The 18020-nt window shown below is 41.1% G+C and carries 17 protein-coding genes; 4 read left to right on the plus strand and 13 right to left on the minus strand.

Annotated elements, in window-relative coordinates; translation table 11 throughout:
- Window positions 1-36: 36 nt before the first annotated feature.
- The 13 genes from H6G06_RS08215 to H6G06_RS08275 all read right to left on the minus strand — a co-directional run bounded on the left by H6G06_RS08215 (window position 37) and on the right by H6G06_RS08275 (window position 13131).
- Complete coding sequence (locus tag H6G06_RS08215) at window positions 37-516, minus strand: hypothetical protein (protein WP_190558913.1); 480 nt, start codon at window positions 514-516, stop codon at window positions 37-39.
- A 166-nt stretch (window positions 517-682) separates the two neighbouring features.
- Window positions 683-1297 carry a J domain-containing protein gene (locus tag H6G06_RS08220; protein ID WP_190558915.1) on the minus strand — a complete coding sequence of 205 codons (615 nt, stop codon included), beginning with the start codon at window positions 1295-1297 and terminating at the stop codon, window positions 683-685.
- A gap of 100 nt (window positions 1298-1397) precedes the next feature.
- Entirely contained in the window at window positions 1398-1991 is a 594-nt protein-coding gene (locus H6G06_RS08225; RefSeq protein WP_190558917.1) for an ATP-dependent Clp protease proteolytic subunit, read from the minus strand.
- A gap of 122 nt (window positions 1992-2113) precedes the next feature.
- Complete coding sequence (locus tag H6G06_RS08230; protein WP_190558919.1) at window positions 2114-2776, minus strand: ATP-dependent Clp protease proteolytic subunit; 663 nt, start codon at window positions 2774-2776, stop codon at window positions 2114-2116.
- Window positions 2777-3220: 444 nt separating this feature from the next.
- Window positions 3221-4918, minus strand: a complete 1698-nt coding sequence (locus H6G06_RS08235; protein ID WP_242039630.1) for an alkaline phosphatase D family protein — start codon at window positions 4916-4918, stop codon at window positions 3221-3223.
- A 48-nt stretch (window positions 4919-4966) separates the two neighbouring features.
- Complete coding sequence (locus H6G06_RS08240; protein WP_190558921.1) at window positions 4967-5977, minus strand: DMT family transporter; 1011 nt, start codon at window positions 5975-5977, stop codon at window positions 4967-4969.
- 153 nt (window positions 5978-6130) lie between these two features.
- Window positions 6131-7015, minus strand: a complete 885-nt coding sequence (locus H6G06_RS08245; RefSeq protein WP_190558923.1) for a DUF4037 domain-containing protein — start codon at window positions 7013-7015, stop codon at window positions 6131-6133.
- A gap of 79 nt (window positions 7016-7094) precedes the next feature.
- A complete protein-coding gene (locus H6G06_RS08250; RefSeq protein ID WP_199306627.1) occupies window positions 7095-8144 on the minus strand; it encodes a zinc-dependent alcohol dehydrogenase in 1050 nt (349 codons plus the stop codon).
- Window positions 8145-8189: 45 nt separating this feature from the next.
- Window positions 8190-8852 carry a hexitol phosphatase HxpB gene (hxpB, locus tag H6G06_RS08255; protein WP_190558925.1) on the minus strand — a complete coding sequence of 221 codons (663 nt, stop codon included), beginning with the start codon at window positions 8850-8852 and terminating at the stop codon, window positions 8190-8192.
- Between the two features lie 11 nt (window positions 8853-8863).
- The gene (locus tag H6G06_RS08260; RefSeq protein WP_190558927.1) at window positions 8864-9841 is read right to left on the minus strand and encodes an alcohol dehydrogenase catalytic domain-containing protein; all 978 of its coding nucleotides are present in this window, start codon (window positions 9839-9841) and stop codon (window positions 8864-8866) included.
- Window positions 9842-9929: 88 nt separating this feature from the next.
- Window positions 9930-11450, minus strand: a complete 1521-nt coding sequence (locus tag H6G06_RS08265; protein ID WP_190558929.1) for an aspartate aminotransferase family protein — start codon at window positions 11448-11450, stop codon at window positions 9930-9932.
- A gap of 192 nt (window positions 11451-11642) precedes the next feature.
- Window positions 11643-12620 (minus strand): glucokinase, encoded by a 978-nt coding sequence (glk, locus tag H6G06_RS08270; RefSeq protein WP_190558931.1) that lies wholly within the window; start codon window positions 12618-12620, stop codon window positions 11643-11645.
- A 292-nt stretch (window positions 12621-12912) separates the two neighbouring features.
- Window positions 12913-13131: a hypothetical protein gene (locus H6G06_RS08275; protein WP_190558933.1), complete on the minus strand. Its 219-nt coding sequence runs from the start codon at window positions 13129-13131 to the stop codon at window positions 12913-12915.
- An 821-nt stretch (window positions 13132-13952) separates the two neighbouring features.
- Here H6G06_RS08275 and H6G06_RS08280 point away from each other — a divergent pair.
- The 4 genes from H6G06_RS08280 (at window position 13953) to H6G06_RS08295 (ending at window position 17663) form a co-directional block, all read left to right on the plus strand.
- Entirely contained in the window at window positions 13953-15209 is a 1257-nt protein-coding gene (locus tag H6G06_RS08280) for a vWA domain-containing protein (RefSeq protein ID WP_190558935.1), read from the plus strand.
- 7 nt (window positions 15210-15216) lie between these two features.
- Window positions 15217-16497, plus strand: a complete 1281-nt coding sequence (locus H6G06_RS08285; RefSeq protein WP_190558937.1) for a vWA domain-containing protein — start codon at window positions 15217-15219, stop codon at window positions 16495-16497.
- Between the two features lie 314 nt (window positions 16498-16811).
- Entirely contained in the window at window positions 16812-17195 is a 384-nt protein-coding gene (gloA2, locus tag H6G06_RS08290) for an SMU1112c/YaeR family gloxylase I-like metalloprotein (protein ID WP_190558939.1), read from the plus strand.
- Between the two features lie 48 nt (window positions 17196-17243).
- Window positions 17244-17663: a GNAT family N-acetyltransferase gene (locus H6G06_RS08295; RefSeq protein ID WP_242039631.1), complete on the plus strand. Its 420-nt coding sequence runs from the start codon at window positions 17244-17246 to the stop codon at window positions 17661-17663.
- The last annotated feature ends 357 nt before the right edge of the window (window positions 17664-18020 follow it).

An 18020-nucleotide genomic window follows, 5' to 3' on the forward strand; every position in this document is an offset into this window, starting at 1 on the left:
CAAAAAAATAGGAACAGAAACAAAAATTAAAAAAAATTATGGAGTAATCGTTAAAGTGACTGTGTAAGTATAATCTCCAGCTAAAAATGCCGTGGGACGTTCTACCAACATACTCACCTCTAAATCGTTTGTCCCCGCAGGTAAAGACCCATTTCCGCCCCCAACATCACTACTAACAGTAGTAGAACCAAATCTGACATACCCTATTTTGATTGTCCCTGGAGGGTCTTGACTAGCCCCAGAAACAAGCACAGGAGCAGAAACGGTAATTGTGGCATTTGTGCTGGTTTGCACCGTCACAGTAGCCGGAGTTTGTGGTTCAAACTTGCTTGGTATACCATTAGAACCACCGACTATTACGGGTTCTAAGGGAGGGAAAATAATCTCGGTAAAGGTGGCCTGGACGGGAACAGTTCCAATAAAAGGAACGTCTACACTTTGAGCTAGGGCAGCGTGTTGAACTGTGAACACACTTGCTAACGCCAGAGTAGAATTTAAGAACAGACGGTAAAACATTACAGACCCGCCTTACTATTCAACGTTGTGCTGTAACACAACATGATTTTAGCCTAACCTGTAAGTTTACACGATAGCCATAGTAATAACACTTAAATAAATCCTCGGTCAAGGTTTGTGTAAAATTACTTAATTATTAAATTTTTGATGAAGAGACAATCAAACTTTAAAATTTAATCCCTAAACGCTCAAAATCTCGCTGGACTTCGTTAAACAGAGCTTTATTATGGGGATCTGTTTTTATAGCCTTTTTAAGATAGATTCTCGCTTTTGGCATTTGTTTTTCATTAATTAGCGCCCTTCCCCAGATTTGATAAGATATGGCTTGCCATTGTCGTACTTCCATATCTCCTGGTAATCTAGCTGCTAAAGCCTCAACTAGAGCGATCGCTTGAGGAAAACGTTTTGCTTGCAGAAACCGTTGCAACTGCTCATAAGTTTTCCATTTTAAGCGTTGTTCTATATCCTCTACTGTCGGTGGATGTGGCATCACTGTCGTTGTTGATGCTGACTGTTGGGGTGTTGCCTCAGTGTAACTACCCACAGAAGTTGATGAAGTAAATGAACTATGTGATTTGGGGGCTATTTCCTCTGGCGGTACTACCGTTTGTAAGAGTTTGTAAGCCTCAGTCAAGGCAATAAATTTTTCTTTAGATTTTTCATCATCTGGGTTGATATCGGGATGATATTGCTGTACCAGTCGGCGGTAAGACGCTTTGATTTCAGCAAAAGAGGCCCCTGATCTTAACCCCAATAAACGGTAGCAATCTCCGATATCCATGTTGCTTTACTCCAATTCAAAATTCAAAATTAAAAATTCAAAATGAAGAATTCCTATTTTTGAATTTTCAACTTTGAATTTTGAATTTATTTTTCCCTTTTTAGATGCGTTCTTCAATCACACGGTCAATTAAACCATATTCTTTGGCTTCTTGAGCAGACATGAAAAAATCACGATCCATGTCTTTTTCAATTTTGGCCAAAGCTTGACCAGTGTTATCAGCATAAATCTGATTTAGCTGACTACGAATTCGCAGAATTTCTCTGGCTTCGATTTCGATATCAGAAGCTTGTCCGCGAGTACCACCAGAAGGTTGGTGAATCATGATCCGGGAGTGAGGTAGAGCCATGCGTTTGCCTTTAGCACCAGCTGTTAACAAGAAAGATCCCATTGAAGCAGCTAAACCAACGCAAATGGTGACAACATCAGATTTGATGTGTTGCATGGTGTCATAAATCGCCAACCCAGATGTCACCATTCCCCCAGGGGAATTGATGTATAAATAAATGTCTTTACCTGGATCATCAGAATCCAAATAAAGCATGACGGCAATAATTTGGTTAGCAATTTCGTCATCTACATCCCGTCCCAAGAAAATAATTCTTTCCCGGTACAGGCGGTCATAAATGCTAATCCAATCTGTATACTGTCCTCCGGGCATCCGGTAAGGAACTTTAGGAACGCCTATAGGCATTTTTACGACTCCAGTTTTAATTAGTTAAGGGAACAGGGAAAAGGGAACAGGGAATAGTAGAAGAAAGGATAAATAAGTTTTGCTTGCTTTCTGTCACCTGTCACCTGTCACCTGTCACCTGCTTAAAGCACACTAGTGGGGAGTGGGGGATTGGCCAGTTCTTCTTTTTCAAACACGCGATCGATCAGACCGTATTCCTTGGCTTGGTAAGGAGTCATGTAGAAGAGACGATCCATATCTTTGGTAATTTTTTCTACCTGCTGACCAGTGGTGTGAGACAGAATATCAACCATTGATACTTTGTTTGCCAAAACTTCTCTAGCCCGAATTTGAATATCCGTTGCTTGGCCTTGGGCGTAGCTTTTGGGCTGATGCAGGATAATGTTGGAGTTGGGCAAGCTAGCACGACAGCCCTTGGTACCAGCACTGAGAAGCATTGCTGCCATACCCATCGCCGAACCGATGCAGATGGTGTGGATGGGGGGCTTGATGTATTTCATGGTGTCATAGATGGCGAAGGCTTCGGTTTCAAAACCGATAGGTTCGCCACTGTAACCAGAAGTGCCAGTTGAGTTGATGTAGATTTTAATTGGCTTTTCGGGGTCGTCGGATTGTAAAAATAGCAATTCGGCGACGATCAATTCCGTGACAGCAGGCACCAGTGGCATACCCAGATAGACAATTCGCTCCTTCAATAGTAGGGAAGGTAGATCTGGCGGCGGTGTCCGGTAGAAGTTATCGCCGTAATAGGGGGCTTGTACAGCCTTGATGGGGGAAATGTCCATAGGAACTGAATCGCCTGAAACTATGCCGTTAACTGTATTACATCCTAGCGCGATGCTTTCATAATTTAGGGTGTGGATTTCTCACTGATGCTCAAGAAAGCTAGGTTGCTAGGATATTTTGAATATTATGCTATGTTTTAGGAAAATCCGACAGAAGCCCCACCCCTGAACCAATATTTATTTGATTATCCCAATTTAATTCAAATAGTTGGTGCGGGCATCTTGCCCGCTAGAATTTTAAAAATTAAATCCAGTCAAGCTTATTTGTCTGAGCATTTGCTAAACTAATTTTTGACAAGACTATATGCGTCCCACCACGGCTTAACATACTGGGTAATTATTTGGTTAAATTCCTGAAGCGTTGGTACGGTGTGTTGGTATAATATAAATTTATTGACACCAATACAGACAAGTGTGATGTATAACTAAATCAATCTGCAACTTTTAAGCTGGCGTTAAGTCTTCAATTAACACTTGATCAAGAGGTACTCGAAAAACTTTCAGAATTGAGATTGTTCCCCCTGGTGTTGTAATGTCGCTGACTGCTTTCAATGTGCAACTTAGGGCTTCTGGTGTCACTTCAACGACATTGTAACCGTGGGTTGTGGAGTTAAAATATTGAATGTGAGGATTACTAGCTGTGAGCATTTGAGTCATCACTTCAATTGGTGGGTTTATCTGCTGGGAACTGGAATTATCAGCCTCTGCGAAGTTAGAAGAAGCCATTGAGCCAACTAGGAACTCCACCCCTATCGGCTCCTCCTGGGGGTCATCAAAGTTCACTTTCTGATACCCAGTGACAAAAGTGTGAAAATCACCAGTAATCGTGACAAAGTTTTTCACGCCAGCCTCTTTGATTGTTTGAAAAATTAGATTCCGTTCAGCCGGATAACCATCCCACTGATCGAAGGACATAAACAAATCTGGAGTTGATTGCCCTAAAAGCTTTGTGGTCAATGCTGATAAATACTTGAGTTGCATGGTCATGACTTCATTTCCCCAGATTTTCCAAGTAGCAGCAGAATCGAGGATTTTATCAAAGAACCACTGACGCTGTGTAGTTCCCAGCATAGTTCTGTGGGGATAATTCCGTTCGGGACAGTCTGGAATCATGTATCGGTTTTGTTTAAGATACCGCTGCTGCTGCTCTTCAAGCTTGTCAGAGGGAGGACCATCTCGATAGAGACGTTCATCCGTCATTACCAGTTCTAATAAGTTGCCAAATTTGAAGGTGCGATAGATTTGCACATCAGCTAGTGGCTCCTGATCAGCCTGGAAATTAATGCTAGTGGGGATGTGTTCAATCCAGGCTTGAGTTGCCCATTGACGCAGATTTGATTTATGAAAGGGAACTTGATCAGGAGTATTGGTCCCAAAGCAATCCCCAGCAAACTCATGGTCATCCCAAATATTGATAAAGGCAAAACGCTCTCGCAGCTTTTGCAAATTGGGATCGCTGTTGTAGGTTTGATAAAGGTATCTATAGTCTTCTAATGTAGTAGCAACTGGTTGACCGCTGGGTAATTGCAGGGAACGAATGCCTCTTTGGAAACTGGTGTCTCCTACACTTTCGTAGATATAATCGCCCAAAAATACTACAAAATCAATGTCCTCTTCTGCCAAAAAGCGATGGGCATTGTAGTAGCCGTTAGTGTAGTCCTGGCAGGAGATATACGCAAAGCGAACTTGGTTGACTTCAGTTTTGACAGCAGGTAGCGTCTGAAAACGACCTGTTCTGCTGGCTATTCCTTGGTAAATGAATCGGTAGTAGTAGGTGGTAGAAGGTTGGAGATGGGGAGAATTGACAACAGCTTTGAGAGTGTAATCTTGTGACGCATCTGTTTGTGAAACACCTTGTAAAGTGATCGCCCCAAAATCAATATCTGTAGAAATCTCAAAACCAACCTGAATCAAACCAGGTTTTGATGAACCTATGCGAGTCCATAGAGTAATCCCCTGCATCTGTGGCTCCCCGGATGCCACACTCTGTGGAAATATAGATGTGGCAGCATTAGTAGATTTGACAGTCAACAACTCTTTGACTTGAGCCTCACTGATTTCTAACTGTTGTGGGAGTTTTTCACCAGGACAGATCACAATACCCATGAAGAGGGAGTTCTTGAGGAAAGTCCGTCTATCCATTTTGTTTAATTAATTAAGTAGAACGGGAGTAATTAATGCTTTTAACTTTTAGTTGGCTGGAGTTACATTAGTTTCTTCTGCTGAAATATTTGCACTAGATTTCTTGTCTGCACCTTTGCCAGTTTTGGCTAAATAAATACCTCCTATAATCACAGTAAAACCCACCAAGTTTAAAAAAGTTAAATTCTCGGAAAAGAGTATCCAAGCCAGAATTGCAGCAATGACTGGATCAAGTAAAAACACTATCAGCACAAAGGTGGAGGAAAAGCTTTTGAGACTGTATACTGTCAACCCATGACCTAAAGCTTCACAAACAATAGCTAGGGAAAATACAATTAACCAGCCTGATAAAGAAGTTGGGAAGAATTGATCTTCATATATCTGTACGAGTGGTAACGTCAATACAGCCCCAACCAAGCAGCGCCACATAAGTACAGTTTCTACTGAAAATTTGCTTCGTAAATATTCTAAAATTAAATAGGTGGTTGCATATAATACCGCACACCCAAGAGCAGCAAAGTCACCAAGAAGACCGTTATTAGAGACTAAGAAGTCATCAAATCCTAAGACTGCTGCTCCTAGTATTGCCAGAAGCATTCCGAACAGAAATTTTCGGTCAAAAAGCTGTTTGAATAACAACCAGCCTCCTAATGTAGTAAATACTGGGCTTAAACCACCCAACACATTAGCATTAGCGATACTGGTTTGAGTCAGAGACCAAGTCCAAAGGAGGCGACCTAACATATAAGCTAGAGATGCTCCTAGTAAAAGTGCATAATCGCGAATTTGGTAACGTTGCTGTGGTATGACTGGTTCTTCTGATAATTGAGTGCGTAATTGATAAATCCCATTCCACAACGCAAATACGACAGCGGCTATCCAAGAGCGATTGAATAGTGTTACATTTATACTCATTTCGCTCAGGGAAAATTTGACTAAGATTCCTGTTATTGATAAAGCGAATAAAGCGATAATCAACAAGAGAAATGGAATAATTTCTACTGATAATGTTGTCGGTTTTTTCTCGTTCTCTAATACTTCTTGATTGTTCGTTGTCATTTAGGTTTTGCTCAATATAAGGAATTATTGACGAGTAATATAAGCTGTTTTATATTCAACTTGCATATTACCTAGAATTATAACTATTGTCAGGTAGGCGGTCTGAAAATTAAAAGTTTATCAGCTTCATAAAGATAGTTAGAAATGCCTAATTTAGACTAATTCACCGTCTTCTGTCAGTAATCCCTCTGCTATTAATAACTCATCTAGACCATCAATCAACGTATTAATTTGGCGGTTTAGGAGTATGGAAGAAGAATTAGAGGCAGTCGCAACCTGTAAGTTTTGAAAGTGTTCTGCAAGATTTTTTGGATACTTTCTGCACAGCTTTTTCACATACTCTAGCAAACGTTTTTCCCCCGGATGAGGAACATAATTAACAGCAAAAACAATATCGAAATAACTTGCTAATAAAGCAGTGATTCGATGGTTAATACTGATCCAGTCTTGGCGTTCAACTGCTAACTCTATCTGATGACAGTATGATGAAATATTTTTTCGTAAAATAGGATAGTTTTTAGCAATGATTGCTTTTCTCAAGGCATTGGGGTAGGGTTGTTTAGCAACAGAGAGTAGATGCTCAAACCACCCGGTTCTATCAAATAAGATTTGAGAATGCAAAACATTAAACAAAAAACAAGTTGTATATCCTATATTGGGCTGATGTTTGACTAAAATTGAATTTAGCTGCTCTTCAATCCAATTCGGGTTTCGATACATAATATCTACACCGCATCCTGATTGTCTATCTATCCACTCGTCACCAGTTTCCCAAAACTGGTTGTTAATTTCAAAACGCGAGGCAAATTGTTGAGCAATTGCAGATCTAATTTCGACGGAAATTTCCTCTGAGATATAAATATAAAAATCTAAATCAGATAATTCATCTGCAACTAAAGCAGTTTGAGAACCTGCTAAGACAATGGCTAATACTTGAGGTAAACTACTAAATTCAGCAGCTATTGTTTGAGCCAAAGGGGGAATTTCAAACGTAGTAGAATGGTTATTTTCCGCTGCTAAATAATTTTCATCTGACATTGTGTATGCTTCTCCTGGTGCTGCAATAATGTTTGAACCTATATTTAAAATTTAGTTGTACCAATATCATGTGCCACAATCATAACTCTTGAGCAAAATCAATTACCAACGCTCTGCAATCTGGTTGTTGAGAGATATCAACCGCATCAGTTGTCAATTTGGAGAATGGGACGTAATGTGTGATGATCGGACCGAGATCAATTTGTTTTGTACAAATCAGATCCAGCGCCCTGCGGAAGTGATCAGGATTATATCGATAGCTGCCATAAATCTTCAGCGAACGGTAATGAATCAAATTGGGATCACCTGTAAACTTTGTTCCGGGTGGTGTTCCCCCAAAACCAACTGCCGTACCACCGCAGCGTAGTAGCGTCATTGACTGTTCATAAGTTTCACTAGAACCAACTGCTTCAATCACTACATCAGCACCATAGCCGTGAGTCTCTTGCATCACTACGTCTCTTAGAGACTCATGCTTGACATTAACAGTGCGGAATGCTCCCAAAGCTAATCCCTGTTGTAGGGAATCATCATGTTTGCCAGCAAAAATAATCTTGGCGGCATTTTGGAGTCGGGCTAGTTGCACAAATGTCAACCCCACACTTCCATCTCCAACGATAACGACACAATCCGAAGCGGCAATATTGGACAAGTCCATAGCTTGCAATATGCAGGCCAGTGTTTCGGCATAAGCGCCTTCTTCATAGGCAATCTCTGGAGGCAGTTCCAAGATCCCATCCACCAGGGTAGCGGGAACGCTCACATACTCAGCCATACCGCCTGATGCTAAAGTTGTCGGATTGAGACAATGCCCCCATTCTCTTAGCTGACAATAGAAGCATTCCCCACAAGGACGCTCTGGATTAATTGTCACGCGCATTCCTGCTTTGATGCTAGTGACATCAGCCCCCACAGCTACAACATCTCCGGCCAGCATCCGCCCAAAAATTTCCGGTGGCTGGTGTTTGGGATGACCGACTAAGACAGCACGCACGTGCATGGCAGAAAAGAAACACTTTTGGACTTTGATGAGAACTTCCCCAGGATTGAGATCAGGTAGGTTCACTTGTTCCCATCGAAAATTCTCACGTCCTGGGCCGTACCAGACCGCCGCTTGCATGGTTAGCATGACTTTCCTGTGATTTTTGCTTGCATTTGCTTGACTCCAACAGATTCAGGTGAGAAACTCCTTCAGCCATGACTCGTTGATCTGTGCCAGTGAATCGAGGGTGACATCTGCGATCGCAAATCGGGGATCTTTTCTGTCTTCTACTGCTGGCACAGCAATACATCGCATGGAAGCGGCCTTAGCACTGACGATGCCGCGAATTGAGTCTTCAAACGCCACACACTTTTGCGGTTGCACACCAAGGCGATGGGCAGTTGTCAGATACACCGCCGGGTGGGGTTTACCAAATTCCTCTGTTTGTGCAGAACTGACAACATCGAATACATCTTGCAAACCTAGTCTATTTAGCACTGCCTCAATCAGAAGGATGGGTGATGAGGTCGCCAATGCCAAAGGCAAGTGCATCTGCTGGCATAATTGTATAATTTCAACTGCACCAGGCATGGGCTGTCCGGTGGTTGCCACAAGTTCGCTGACACGATGAACAATCCTTTCCGCTACCTCAGACTGACTTACCGCTGTCCAAGGAAATTTGGCATACCAATAGCTGACTACCTCATCAACACGCAATCCCATTGTTTGATTGCACATACTGAGTTGCAATGGTACTCCCAATTCATTTAACACCTCTACTTCGGCGTTGCACCAAAAAGGCTCGCTGTTAATCAGCAAACCGTCCATATCAAAGATTACCGCTACATCTTGCATGAGAATTTCCTTTAAGCGCCCATATCTACAACAGTACGTGTGCCGGGTTGCGGACTCCAAGATGTCAGTTCATCGGGAAGTTTCTCTAGAGGGATGACTCGGCCTAACAATTGCTCAAAGAATGCTTCATCATTCTGAATGTAATTGATCGCTTTGCCCATAGTCTGCTCTGTAGCACCAGCAAAGGATGTGATGACCGCAATCTCCCGCATAAATAATTCATGTGGGGAAATAGGTAAAGCAATTCCTGCCTTGGGTACACCATAGATACAGACTATACCAGCTTTACGTACCACTTGCAGGGCTGTGGCCAGACCACCTGGTGAACCTGAACACTCAATGACTAAATGTGCTGTATCTTGTTCTGGTTCTTCTACTCGTTCAATCCCCAATTTCACCGCCCAAGGAATTGATGTTTTTGTAATATCGTACAGCTTAATTTCTGCGTCAAAGTTGAGAGAATTAGTTAACAAGTAACTCATTAAAGCTCCTGACATTCCACCGCCAATTACCAAAATTTTTGGTCGTGAAACTGAGAGCAAGTTAGCAGCAGCCAAAATTCTGTTCACACCGCGAACCGCACAACTTAAAGGTTCGATTAGCACTCCCAAGGTGGGATTACCGAAAGCAAAGGGGTGTAAGGAATTTTTGGGGACGCACATCTTCTGGGCGTATCCCCCATGAGAGTTGACACCTAGTTCCTGCAAATTCTGGCAGTGGCTGGTGAGTCCTTCTTGGCAATAGCTACACTGACCGCAGGAAATCTCATTGTTAAGGGCAAAATAACCTGGTTCTTGGGGGAGTTGACAGACAACCTCATGACCCAGAATCAGTTCTTTGTCTAAACCTGCTGCTGTTAGTTGTTGATCTGTCTTACAAACTCCGACGAATCCCACATCTGCAATCACTTCTCCCCCTTGAGTCGGACTCGGTGTAGGGACATCGCGGATTTCTACTTGATTGGGTCCGTATAGGACTGCGGCTTTCATTTGACACCTCCGGTAATTAAATGTGCGTGATTTGAAACCCTTGTAGAGACGTTCCGGCGGAAAGTCTCTACCATATTTTCGGAGAGGTCTATTTGACACCTCCTGATACGACTGTAGAATTAGAAAGCATTGATCCCAGTTTTTTCAATACTTGATCGAGAACATCAATGGTGAGGTCAATTTCTAAATAGGTAATATCTAGGTATGGTGCAAATTTGAGGGTGTTGAGGTCGTATCCTCCAGTTTGCAGGATCATCCGCCAGTTTTTTCCCTGGCTTGTAAAGTCGTTGTCTTGGGCGATCGCTGCTGCCATTTGTGCAGAGTTCTGATATGGTATACCCTGTTCATCGGCAAAAACCATATTCAGCAGCAGTCCTAAACCATCCACACTATAAACAAAGGAATGTCGTGCTTGTAACTGTCGCAGTTTTTCCAGAAAGTAAGCGCCTTTTTCTGGTACTGATGTTTCGTAGTCTTGAGCCATCATGTAACGCCAAGTACCCAAGGCCGCTGCTGTTCCTAAAGGATGATTAGCAAAATTGCTGTGCGCGTGTCCGGGAGTAAACACTTCTGGATTCACTAAATCTTCTCTAGCCCAAACTAGACTGACTGGACTTAAACCGTTAGTAAAAGATTTACTGAGGGTAATAATATCTGGGACAAAACCAAAATGTTCAAAAGCAAATAACTTACCTGTGCGATACATACTGACTTGAATTTCATCGGCAATTACTAAAATGCCTCGTTCTTTAGCCTCTTCAATAAAGCTACGATAAAAATCTTTAGGTGGAATGGTGTAACCTCTGCCTTGACAAGGTTCAACTAAGATTGCACCAATCTCTGTACTGTTAGAACTGGCAATACCATAGTATTCATTAGAAAATGCTTTGTTGATCATGCGAGCGCAATATATTTCACAGGTTTCTCTGTTTTTTTCATAGAAACACTGGGAACAATTGGCAAAGGGAAACATAATTGCTCGGTCTGGAAATTCGTTATAATACTGTCGATAACGATGACTGCTGGAAATAGACAGAGTGCCGAGAGAACGTCCATGATACGCTCCCATCATGACAGCTACTTTATTTTTTCCGGTATTTTTGCGGACAATTTTTAAGGCATCTTCTACAACTAAAGAACCGCCAACATTAAAAGATACGCGACCTTTTACCCCGGTTCTTTGATAAATAGCATCAACTACTTCTTTCGCAATTAATAGTTTTTCCCGATGTAGAAAATCTCCACAAGCTTGTGGAAGTGTAGTCATTTGTTTAAGCAATGCTGATTCAATCTGAGGATTGCGATACCCAAAATTACAACTTGAGTGCCACATCCCTGTATCCAGATAGGTGTTGTTATTCTCATCAAATAATAAACCTCCCTGACAACCACTCACAATAATTGGGTTTTTTTGATAGTGAACTGTATCTCCCCAACTCATATATTCTTGGTCTATGCTGCGAATCTCCTCTTGATTAACTGAGCTTTTGGTGCTGCTATTTTCATTTTTTAAGAAAGTTAATGTTTGCTCTTTTGACTGTAACTCTGTATCGACAGAGGCAAAATCAATAATACTTTCCTTGACTGTGTTATGATTCCAGATTTCCATTATTTAAATACAATGAGTGGTTCAAAGATAAAAACACGAGGAGTGTTCAGTCAATATCAGAAGTTACCCATTATGTGGACATTGCTTTTCCATTGGGCTAACACGTCTATGAAGTTTCTGAGTTAGGGGTTATTAAGAACAAGGATTGTGCCATCACTTATCTGTGATGACCCAACCCATCATCTTCATAAATTAGTGTCCAGAGATACTTCTTTTTGCATACCAAGCTGCTCCCTGCAAAGCTGTATATTGATTGAGAATTACATATACAGGGATAGCTGTTAAAAACTCACGCATCTTGTCTTTATTAACAAAATTTTCCACAAATAAGGGTAGTTGCAGATATTTGAGAATGTTGGGGGCCATGCCGCCACCAAGGTAGATACCCCCTGTGCTGAAATACTTCACAGCAGCATTTCCACATTCGGCGGCTAAAATAGATACGAATAATTCCAGTGCTTGCACACATAACTCGCATTGACCGCCCTGCGCTGCATTATTGATGGCTGCGGCTTTGTCTCCAACCTGCATCTCTTGTTCTAGCCATAAGGGACTAACTCCGCTCCCAGTGTCGCGCAGAAAATCATAAATCTGCACTAAACCTTGACCGCCGAGAATTATTTCATAGCTTACCCGTTTGTATTTTTGTTGGGTATAACGAATCAATTCCCACTGTAATTCATCAAATGGACCAAAGTCGGCGCTACCACCTTCTGTCCCCAGTGCATGCAATCTACCTTCTACATCTATAAGCAAAGCTTCTCCTAAGCTAGTACCAACTGCAACGACAGATCGATTCCCCCCCGGTATTTTGCTACCTACGTTCAATGTTACTAACTCATCATCCCGCAATGTTTCCAACCCATAAGCATTGGCTTCGGCATCGTTAAGCAAAGCAACGGGACTGCCAACTACTTCAGATAGTAAAGTAGCATCAACGACTTCCCAGGGTACATTCGTTAACTTGCATTTACCCTCCCTGACTGGACCAGGTATGCCAAAACAAGCTGTTTTAATACTGTACTTGTGAGTTTCCAGGAATTTGCGAACTATATCCTGGAAACTTTTGTACTCTTGGCTTTTATAAATATGCTGTTCGACGACTTCAAGGTTGTCGTTAAACACTGCCAAGCGGCTATTTGTTGCACCAATATCACCTGCAAGAATCATACTATCTCCTACTTGATGTTAAACCTACCAATGGATATTCTCTAGCAACTTCCCATGCAGTTCTAAAGTTGAGGCGGCAATACATGACTGTTGATTGTTATCACTGAGATCCATTACATAGTGTATTATTAAGTGAATCCCCAAAAGCGTCAGTAATAATAACTCCTGCTTTTTCTGCTAATAACTTTCTGACAACGGTGTTAATGGGATCAGTTTCAAATGTTGAAGTGACATGAACTAATTTTTCAGCTTGCTCTTGAACTGCTTGCAGAACTCCTGAATGACCATATCCTCAAGACAAATTAAAGGTTGCAGATGCACAATCAATATAGCGATTTCCTTCTGCATCGTAAAGATATATCCCTTTACCTTTTACCATCACTGTGTCACTGACATGGTGATAGATTAGTTTATGAATATTTGCTTCTGAATTTAGTATTTGAGACAGGTTTGCTTGAGCGTTATTAACAATTTCAGATTCTAGACTCGATATTTCCTGAAAAGAATGCATAAAAATTTATTACCTTTATTTAATAAATATATGCTTGATCAAGAACAGTTCCATGGTACAAACATCTATAAAAGGTTGATTGTTATTAACATTTCTTGATCTGGCATATAAACAAATTATTTTGCATCACTATGATGGTTTTAACTGTACAGGTGTATTTTGCAAATGTCAAGTTAACAACCATTACATTCAGTAACTATAATTTAAGTTTAATTTCAGCACCATGACAAACTGAAATATTAAAATTCTGGTTCTACCGTACTTGTTATGCTAAATCACAAGTCTAAAAGAGGGAACAGGGTCAAGAAGCAATATTTTGTAATAATGTTCAAAATTATGGCTTGTTTCTTATGTATAGCAAGCTTTCCGAGATTTTTTGGACTTGATGAGAGCATATTAGGTACTGAAGAACCAAAATTCTTAATAATATAATAGGACTTACGCATTGACAGGAAGGAACAAATAAGGGGTATGGGTTTCAGGGATTTAAACCTGGGTTTTTGACAATTTTTTAGCGATCGCTATTGATCTGAATTTCATCCTCCAAAGCCTGAAACAACCTAATTTCGTTCAAACACATGACGGTCAATTTGTACAGTGCGTAAGTCCTATATAATTTTATTATGATAATATAATCATATTATTATTAATGACGAGCATTTTTATGACAGCACAAGCAAAATTTGCCTACGCGGATTAATGTCCCAGATTTCCAGTTTGAGGACAATTTTCATATTTGGGATGTTCCTGTTTTCCGTAGCCCAAATGCTACCTTTTGGAGTTATCTATAAAATAGATATTCTCTTTAGGAAAATCGGCTTATGAAAGTTAATTTGCAGCCTACTCTAAATGATTCTAATTTAGACGCGCATCAGCCAAGCAGTCAACGTCAGTTGGCAATTTCGATTTCGGCGATTGGCGAAACTCTAGATCGCAGTGTGCCATTAAATTTATGCTTAATTCTCGATCATAGTGGTTCGATGAATGGCCGATCGCTGGAAACTGTGAAAAGAGCGGCTTCTTTGCTGGTTGACCGTCTCAGTTCTGAGGATCGGCTGAGTATTGTGGTTTTTGACCACCGTGCTAAGGTCTTGGTTCCTAATCAGGTGATTGCAGATCGAGAATACATTAAACAGCAAATTAATCGTCTTACAGCGGATGGAGGAACTGCTATTGATGAGGGTTTGAGGTTGGGGATTGAGGAGTTAGCTAAGGGCAAAAAAGACACTATTTCTCAAGCATTTCTACTCACAGATGGGGAAAATGAACATGGTGATAACAATCGCTGTTTGAAATTCGCCCAATTAGCAGCCAGTTATAATTTAACTCTCAATAGTTTAGGATTTGGTGACAATTGGAATCAGGATATTTTAGAAAAAATAGCTGATGCGGGGCTGGGGAATTTGTCTCATATTGAACAGCCTGATCAAGCTGTGGATAAGTTCAATCGCTTGTTTACTCGGATGCAAACAGTGGGATTGACTAACGCTTATCTGTTATTTTCACTGATGCCAAATGTGCGTTTGGCGGAACTTAAACCTATTGCTCAAGTTGCCCCGGATACGATTGAGTTACCAGTGCAAGCAGAAGCTGATGGACGCTTGGCTGTACGGCTGGGAGATTTAATGAAAGATGTAGAACGGGTGATTTTGGCTAATATTTATTTGGGACAGTTGCCAGAAGGTAAACAGGCGATCGCTAATGTGCAAGTCCGCTACGATGACCCCGCACTTAACCAGACTGGGTTATTTTCCCTGAATATGCCAGTTTATACGAATGTGGAGCGCATTTACCAACCGAGTTCTCATCCCGAAGTGCAACAGTCGATTTTAGCTTTAGCCAAGTATCGCCAAACCCAGTTAGCCGAAGCGAAATTACAACAGGGTGATCGCGCTGGGGCGGCAACAATGCTACAAACGGCAGCGAAAACGGCTTTGCAAATGGGAGATGCAAGTGCAGCGACAGTGTTGCAAACTTCGGCCACTCGTTTACAAGCTGGGGAAGAGTTATCCGAAAGCGATCGCAAGAAAACCAGGATTGTCTCAAAAACTGTGTTGCAGGATGCTCCTCCTAAATGAAAGTTCAATGAAAGTTCAATTACTATCGGCATTAAATGATACTAACGTTGACGCGGCTCAATTGAGTAACCAGCGTCAGCTAGAAATTTCCATTTCGGCTATTGCCGATGAGCTTGACCCCAGTTTACCCTTGAATTTGTGCCTGATTCTCGATAAAAGCGGTTCTATGCACGGCGAACCGATGAACACGGTGATTCAGGCAGTAGAACAATTATTAGATCAACTCAAGCCTGGCGACCGCATCTCAATTGTGGCTTTTGCGGGTACTTCTGAGGTCATTATCCCTAACCAAATCGTTCAAGACCCGGAAACCATCAAAACCCAGTTGCACAAAAAGCTGAAAGCTGGTGGTGGTACAGTCATTGCTGAAGGTTTATCTTTGGGTATTACAGAATTACTCAAAGGTACAAAAGGCGCTGTTTCCCAAGCATTTCTACTTACAGATGGGCATGGTGATAACGGGTTAAAAATTTGGAAGTGGGAGATTGGACCTAATGACAACAAACGTTGTCTGGAACTTGCACAAAAAGCCACTAGAGTAAATCTCACTCTCAACACTTTCGGTTTTGGCAATGACTGGAACCAAGACCTACTGGAAAAAATTGCCGATGCTGGTGGTGGTACTCTGGCTTATATTGAGAGTCCAAAACAAGCTGTAGACCAATTTAGCCGCTTGTTTAAGCGGATTCAGTCTGTGGGGTTAACTAATGCCCACTTGTTGCTGTCTCTAGTCCCTGGTGTGCGACTAGCAGAACTCAAACCTATTGCTCAAGTTGCCCCTGAAACTATTGAGCTACCAGTGGCAACAGAAGCTAATGGTAGCTTTATTTTTCGCTTGGGAGATTTGATGAGAGGTGCAGAACGGGTAGTTTTGGCAAATATATACTTGGGACAGATGCCAGAAGGCAAACAAGTAATTGGACATATCCAAATCCGATACGATGACCCTGCTATCAACCAAGAAGGGCTGCTTTCTCCCCTGATGCCGATATATGCCAATATTACTCAGACTTACCAACCTGCCCTCAATCCCCAGGTGTTAAAGTCGATTTTGGTATTAGCCAAGTATCGCCAAACTCAGGTTGCAGAGGCAAAATTAGAACAGGGCGATCGCGCTGGTGCTGTTACTATGTTGCAAACAGCTGCGAAAACTGCTTTGCAAATTGGTGATACTGGTGCAGCAACTGTGTTGCAATCTTCCGCTACTCGTCTGCAAGCCGGGGAAGAACTCTCGGAGAGCGATCGCAAGAAAACCAGGATTGTGTCAAAGACTATTTTAAGGGAATAATTTAGTAGGGGTTTAGCAATGCTAGACCCCTCGCTGGTCATTATTGACTATATTTATTTGGCGATAGTTCTTCCTTATCGATTTAAGCATAACAAATTTTCAAGCAGTTGTCAACCCCCAATACTCTTGTTAATGGCGATATTTATTAAAAATAATTCGGAAAAACTGTCACCTACTATATATAGGAATCCGGTTTGATTCCTGAATTTACTCGTAGAGGTAGGGAACAGGGAACAGAAAAGAAGGAATATAAGGTGTACTGAGTTTGTATGGCTACGCCACGCAAGCTATCAAAAATCAAATAGGAGTCCTATATGAAAATTTCCCGTGTTCATCATGTTGCTATTATTTGTTCAGATTACCAAAAATCAAAACATTTTTATGTTGATATTCTCGGTTTTGGAATTATTCACGAAACATTCCGCAGGGAAAGAAATTCCTATAAACTAGATTTAAAAGTAGGAAATACGCAAATTGAATTATTCTCCTTTCCCAACCCTCCCCAAAGAGTGAGTAAACCGGAAGCTTGCGGTTTAAGACATCTTGCTTTTGCAGTTGAAGATATACAAGAAAGTGTGAATTACTTAAAATCTCATCATATCGAAGTTGAAAATATCAGAGTTGATGAAATTACAGGTAAGAAGTTTACCTTTTTTCCAGACCCTGATAATTTACCATTAGAAATTTACGAGGCTTAAGTGAATATGATAATTAGAGAATATAGATTATCGGACACTAAAATGATCATGAAATTGTTTTATGATACAGTTCATCAAATCAATATTCGTGATTACAGTCAAGAACAAGTCAAAGCTTGGGCTTCGGAAACGATGGATTATGAATTTTGGCATACAAGGTTACAAAGCAAATTACCTTATATTGCTGAAATCAATAATGAAATAGTTGGGTTTGCAGAATTAGAAAATGATGGTCATATTGATTGTTTTTATTGTCATAGCAAATATCAAAATCAGGGTATTGGTTCAAAACTGTTAAAACATATAGAAAATATTGCTAAAGCACGAAATAATCAACATCTCTATGCTGAGGTTAGTATTACTGCAAAACCATTTTTTCAAAAGCATGATTTTACTGTAGTGAGGGAACAACAGGTAGAAAGAAGAGGGGTGTTATTTACAAACTATGTAATGGAGAAATACTTGTGATTTGCGGTTTGATTATTTTTAAATAAAATCCTTATGTTTCCCAATACTGTTCGGTTAAGAATTTTTGTAGGTTGGGTTGAACGATAGTGAAACCCAACAAATCCTTGTAAATGTTGGGTTATGCCTTCGGCACACTGCGTGAACGTTCCTCAACCCAACCTACGTGATTTCACTTTTTTGAGCTTAACCGACAAGTATTGTTATGTTTCCTGCGTCTTATATCAATTTGGCACAATTAAATATAAAACCTCTCTCCAAACCTCTCCCCTACCAGGAGAGAGGCTTTGACTCCCCCTTCCCTAGCAGGGAAGGGGGTTGGGGGGTTAGGTTTATATTATATTTTTTAACGCCCACTTA

The organism is Anabaena sphaerica FACHB-251 (assembly GCF_014696825.1).
Lineage (GTDB): Bacteria > Cyanobacteriota > Cyanobacteriia > Cyanobacteriales > Nostocaceae > RDYJ01.

Excerpts from the sequence above, each read along its gene's own strand:
- H6G06_RS08230 (WP_190558919.1), bottom strand. The coding sequence starts at position 2,776 with ATGGACATTTCCCCCATCAAGGCTGTACAAGCCCCCTATTACGGCGAT.
- H6G06_RS08215 (WP_190558913.1), bottom strand. The coding sequence starts at position 516 with ATGTTTTACCGTCTGTTCTTAAATTCTACTCTGGCGTTAGCAAGTGTG.
- hxpB (WP_190558925.1), bottom strand. The coding sequence starts at position 8,852 with ATGCAAGATGTAGCGGTAATCTTTGATATGGACGGTTTGCTGATTAAC.
- H6G06_RS08280 (WP_190558935.1), top strand. The coding sequence starts at position 13,953 with ATGAAAGTTAATTTGCAGCCTACTCTAAATGATTCTAATTTAGACGCG.
- H6G06_RS08260 (WP_190558927.1), bottom strand. The coding sequence starts at position 9,841 with ATGAAAGCCGCAGTCCTATACGGACCCAATCAAGTAGAAATCCGCGAT.
- H6G06_RS08220 (WP_190558915.1), bottom strand. The coding sequence starts at position 1,297 with ATGGATATCGGAGATTGCTACCGTTTATTGGGGTTAAGATCAGGGGCC.
- H6G06_RS08235 (WP_242039630.1), bottom strand. The coding sequence starts at position 4,918 with ATGGATAGACGGACTTTCCTCAAGAACTCCCTCTTCATGGGTATTGTG.
- H6G06_RS08245 (WP_190558923.1), bottom strand. The coding sequence starts at position 7,015 with ATGTCAGATGAAAATTATTTAGCAGCGGAAAATAACCATTCTACTACG.
- H6G06_RS08265 (WP_190558929.1), bottom strand. The coding sequence starts at position 11,450 with ATGGAAATCTGGAATCATAACACAGTCAAGGAAAGTATTATTGATTTT.
- gloA2 (WP_190558939.1), top strand. The coding sequence starts at position 16,812 with ATGAAAATTTCCCGTGTTCATCATGTTGCTATTATTTGTTCAGATTAC.
- H6G06_RS08225 (WP_190558917.1), bottom strand. The coding sequence starts at position 1,991 with ATGCCTATAGGCGTTCCTAAAGTTCCTTACCGGATGCCCGGAGGACAG.
- H6G06_RS08275 (WP_190558933.1), bottom strand. The coding sequence starts at position 13,131 with ATGCATTCTTTTCAGGAAATATCGAGTCTAGAATCTGAAATTGTTAAT.
- H6G06_RS08240 (WP_190558921.1), bottom strand. The coding sequence starts at position 5,977 with ATGACAACGAACAATCAAGAAGTATTAGAGAACGAGAAAAAACCGACA.
- H6G06_RS08250 (WP_199306627.1), bottom strand. The coding sequence starts at position 8,144 with ATGCTAACCATGCAAGCGGCGGTCTGGTACGGCCCAGGACGTGAGAAT.
- H6G06_RS08295 (WP_242039631.1), top strand. The coding sequence starts at position 17,244 with ATGAAATTGTTTTATGATACAGTTCATCAAATCAATATTCGTGATTAC.
- H6G06_RS08285 (WP_190558937.1), top strand. The coding sequence starts at position 15,217 with ATGAAAGTTCAATTACTATCGGCATTAAATGATACTAACGTTGACGCG.
- glk (WP_190558931.1), bottom strand. The coding sequence starts at position 12,620 with ATGATTCTTGCAGGTGATATTGGTGCAACAAATAGCCGCTTGGCAGTG.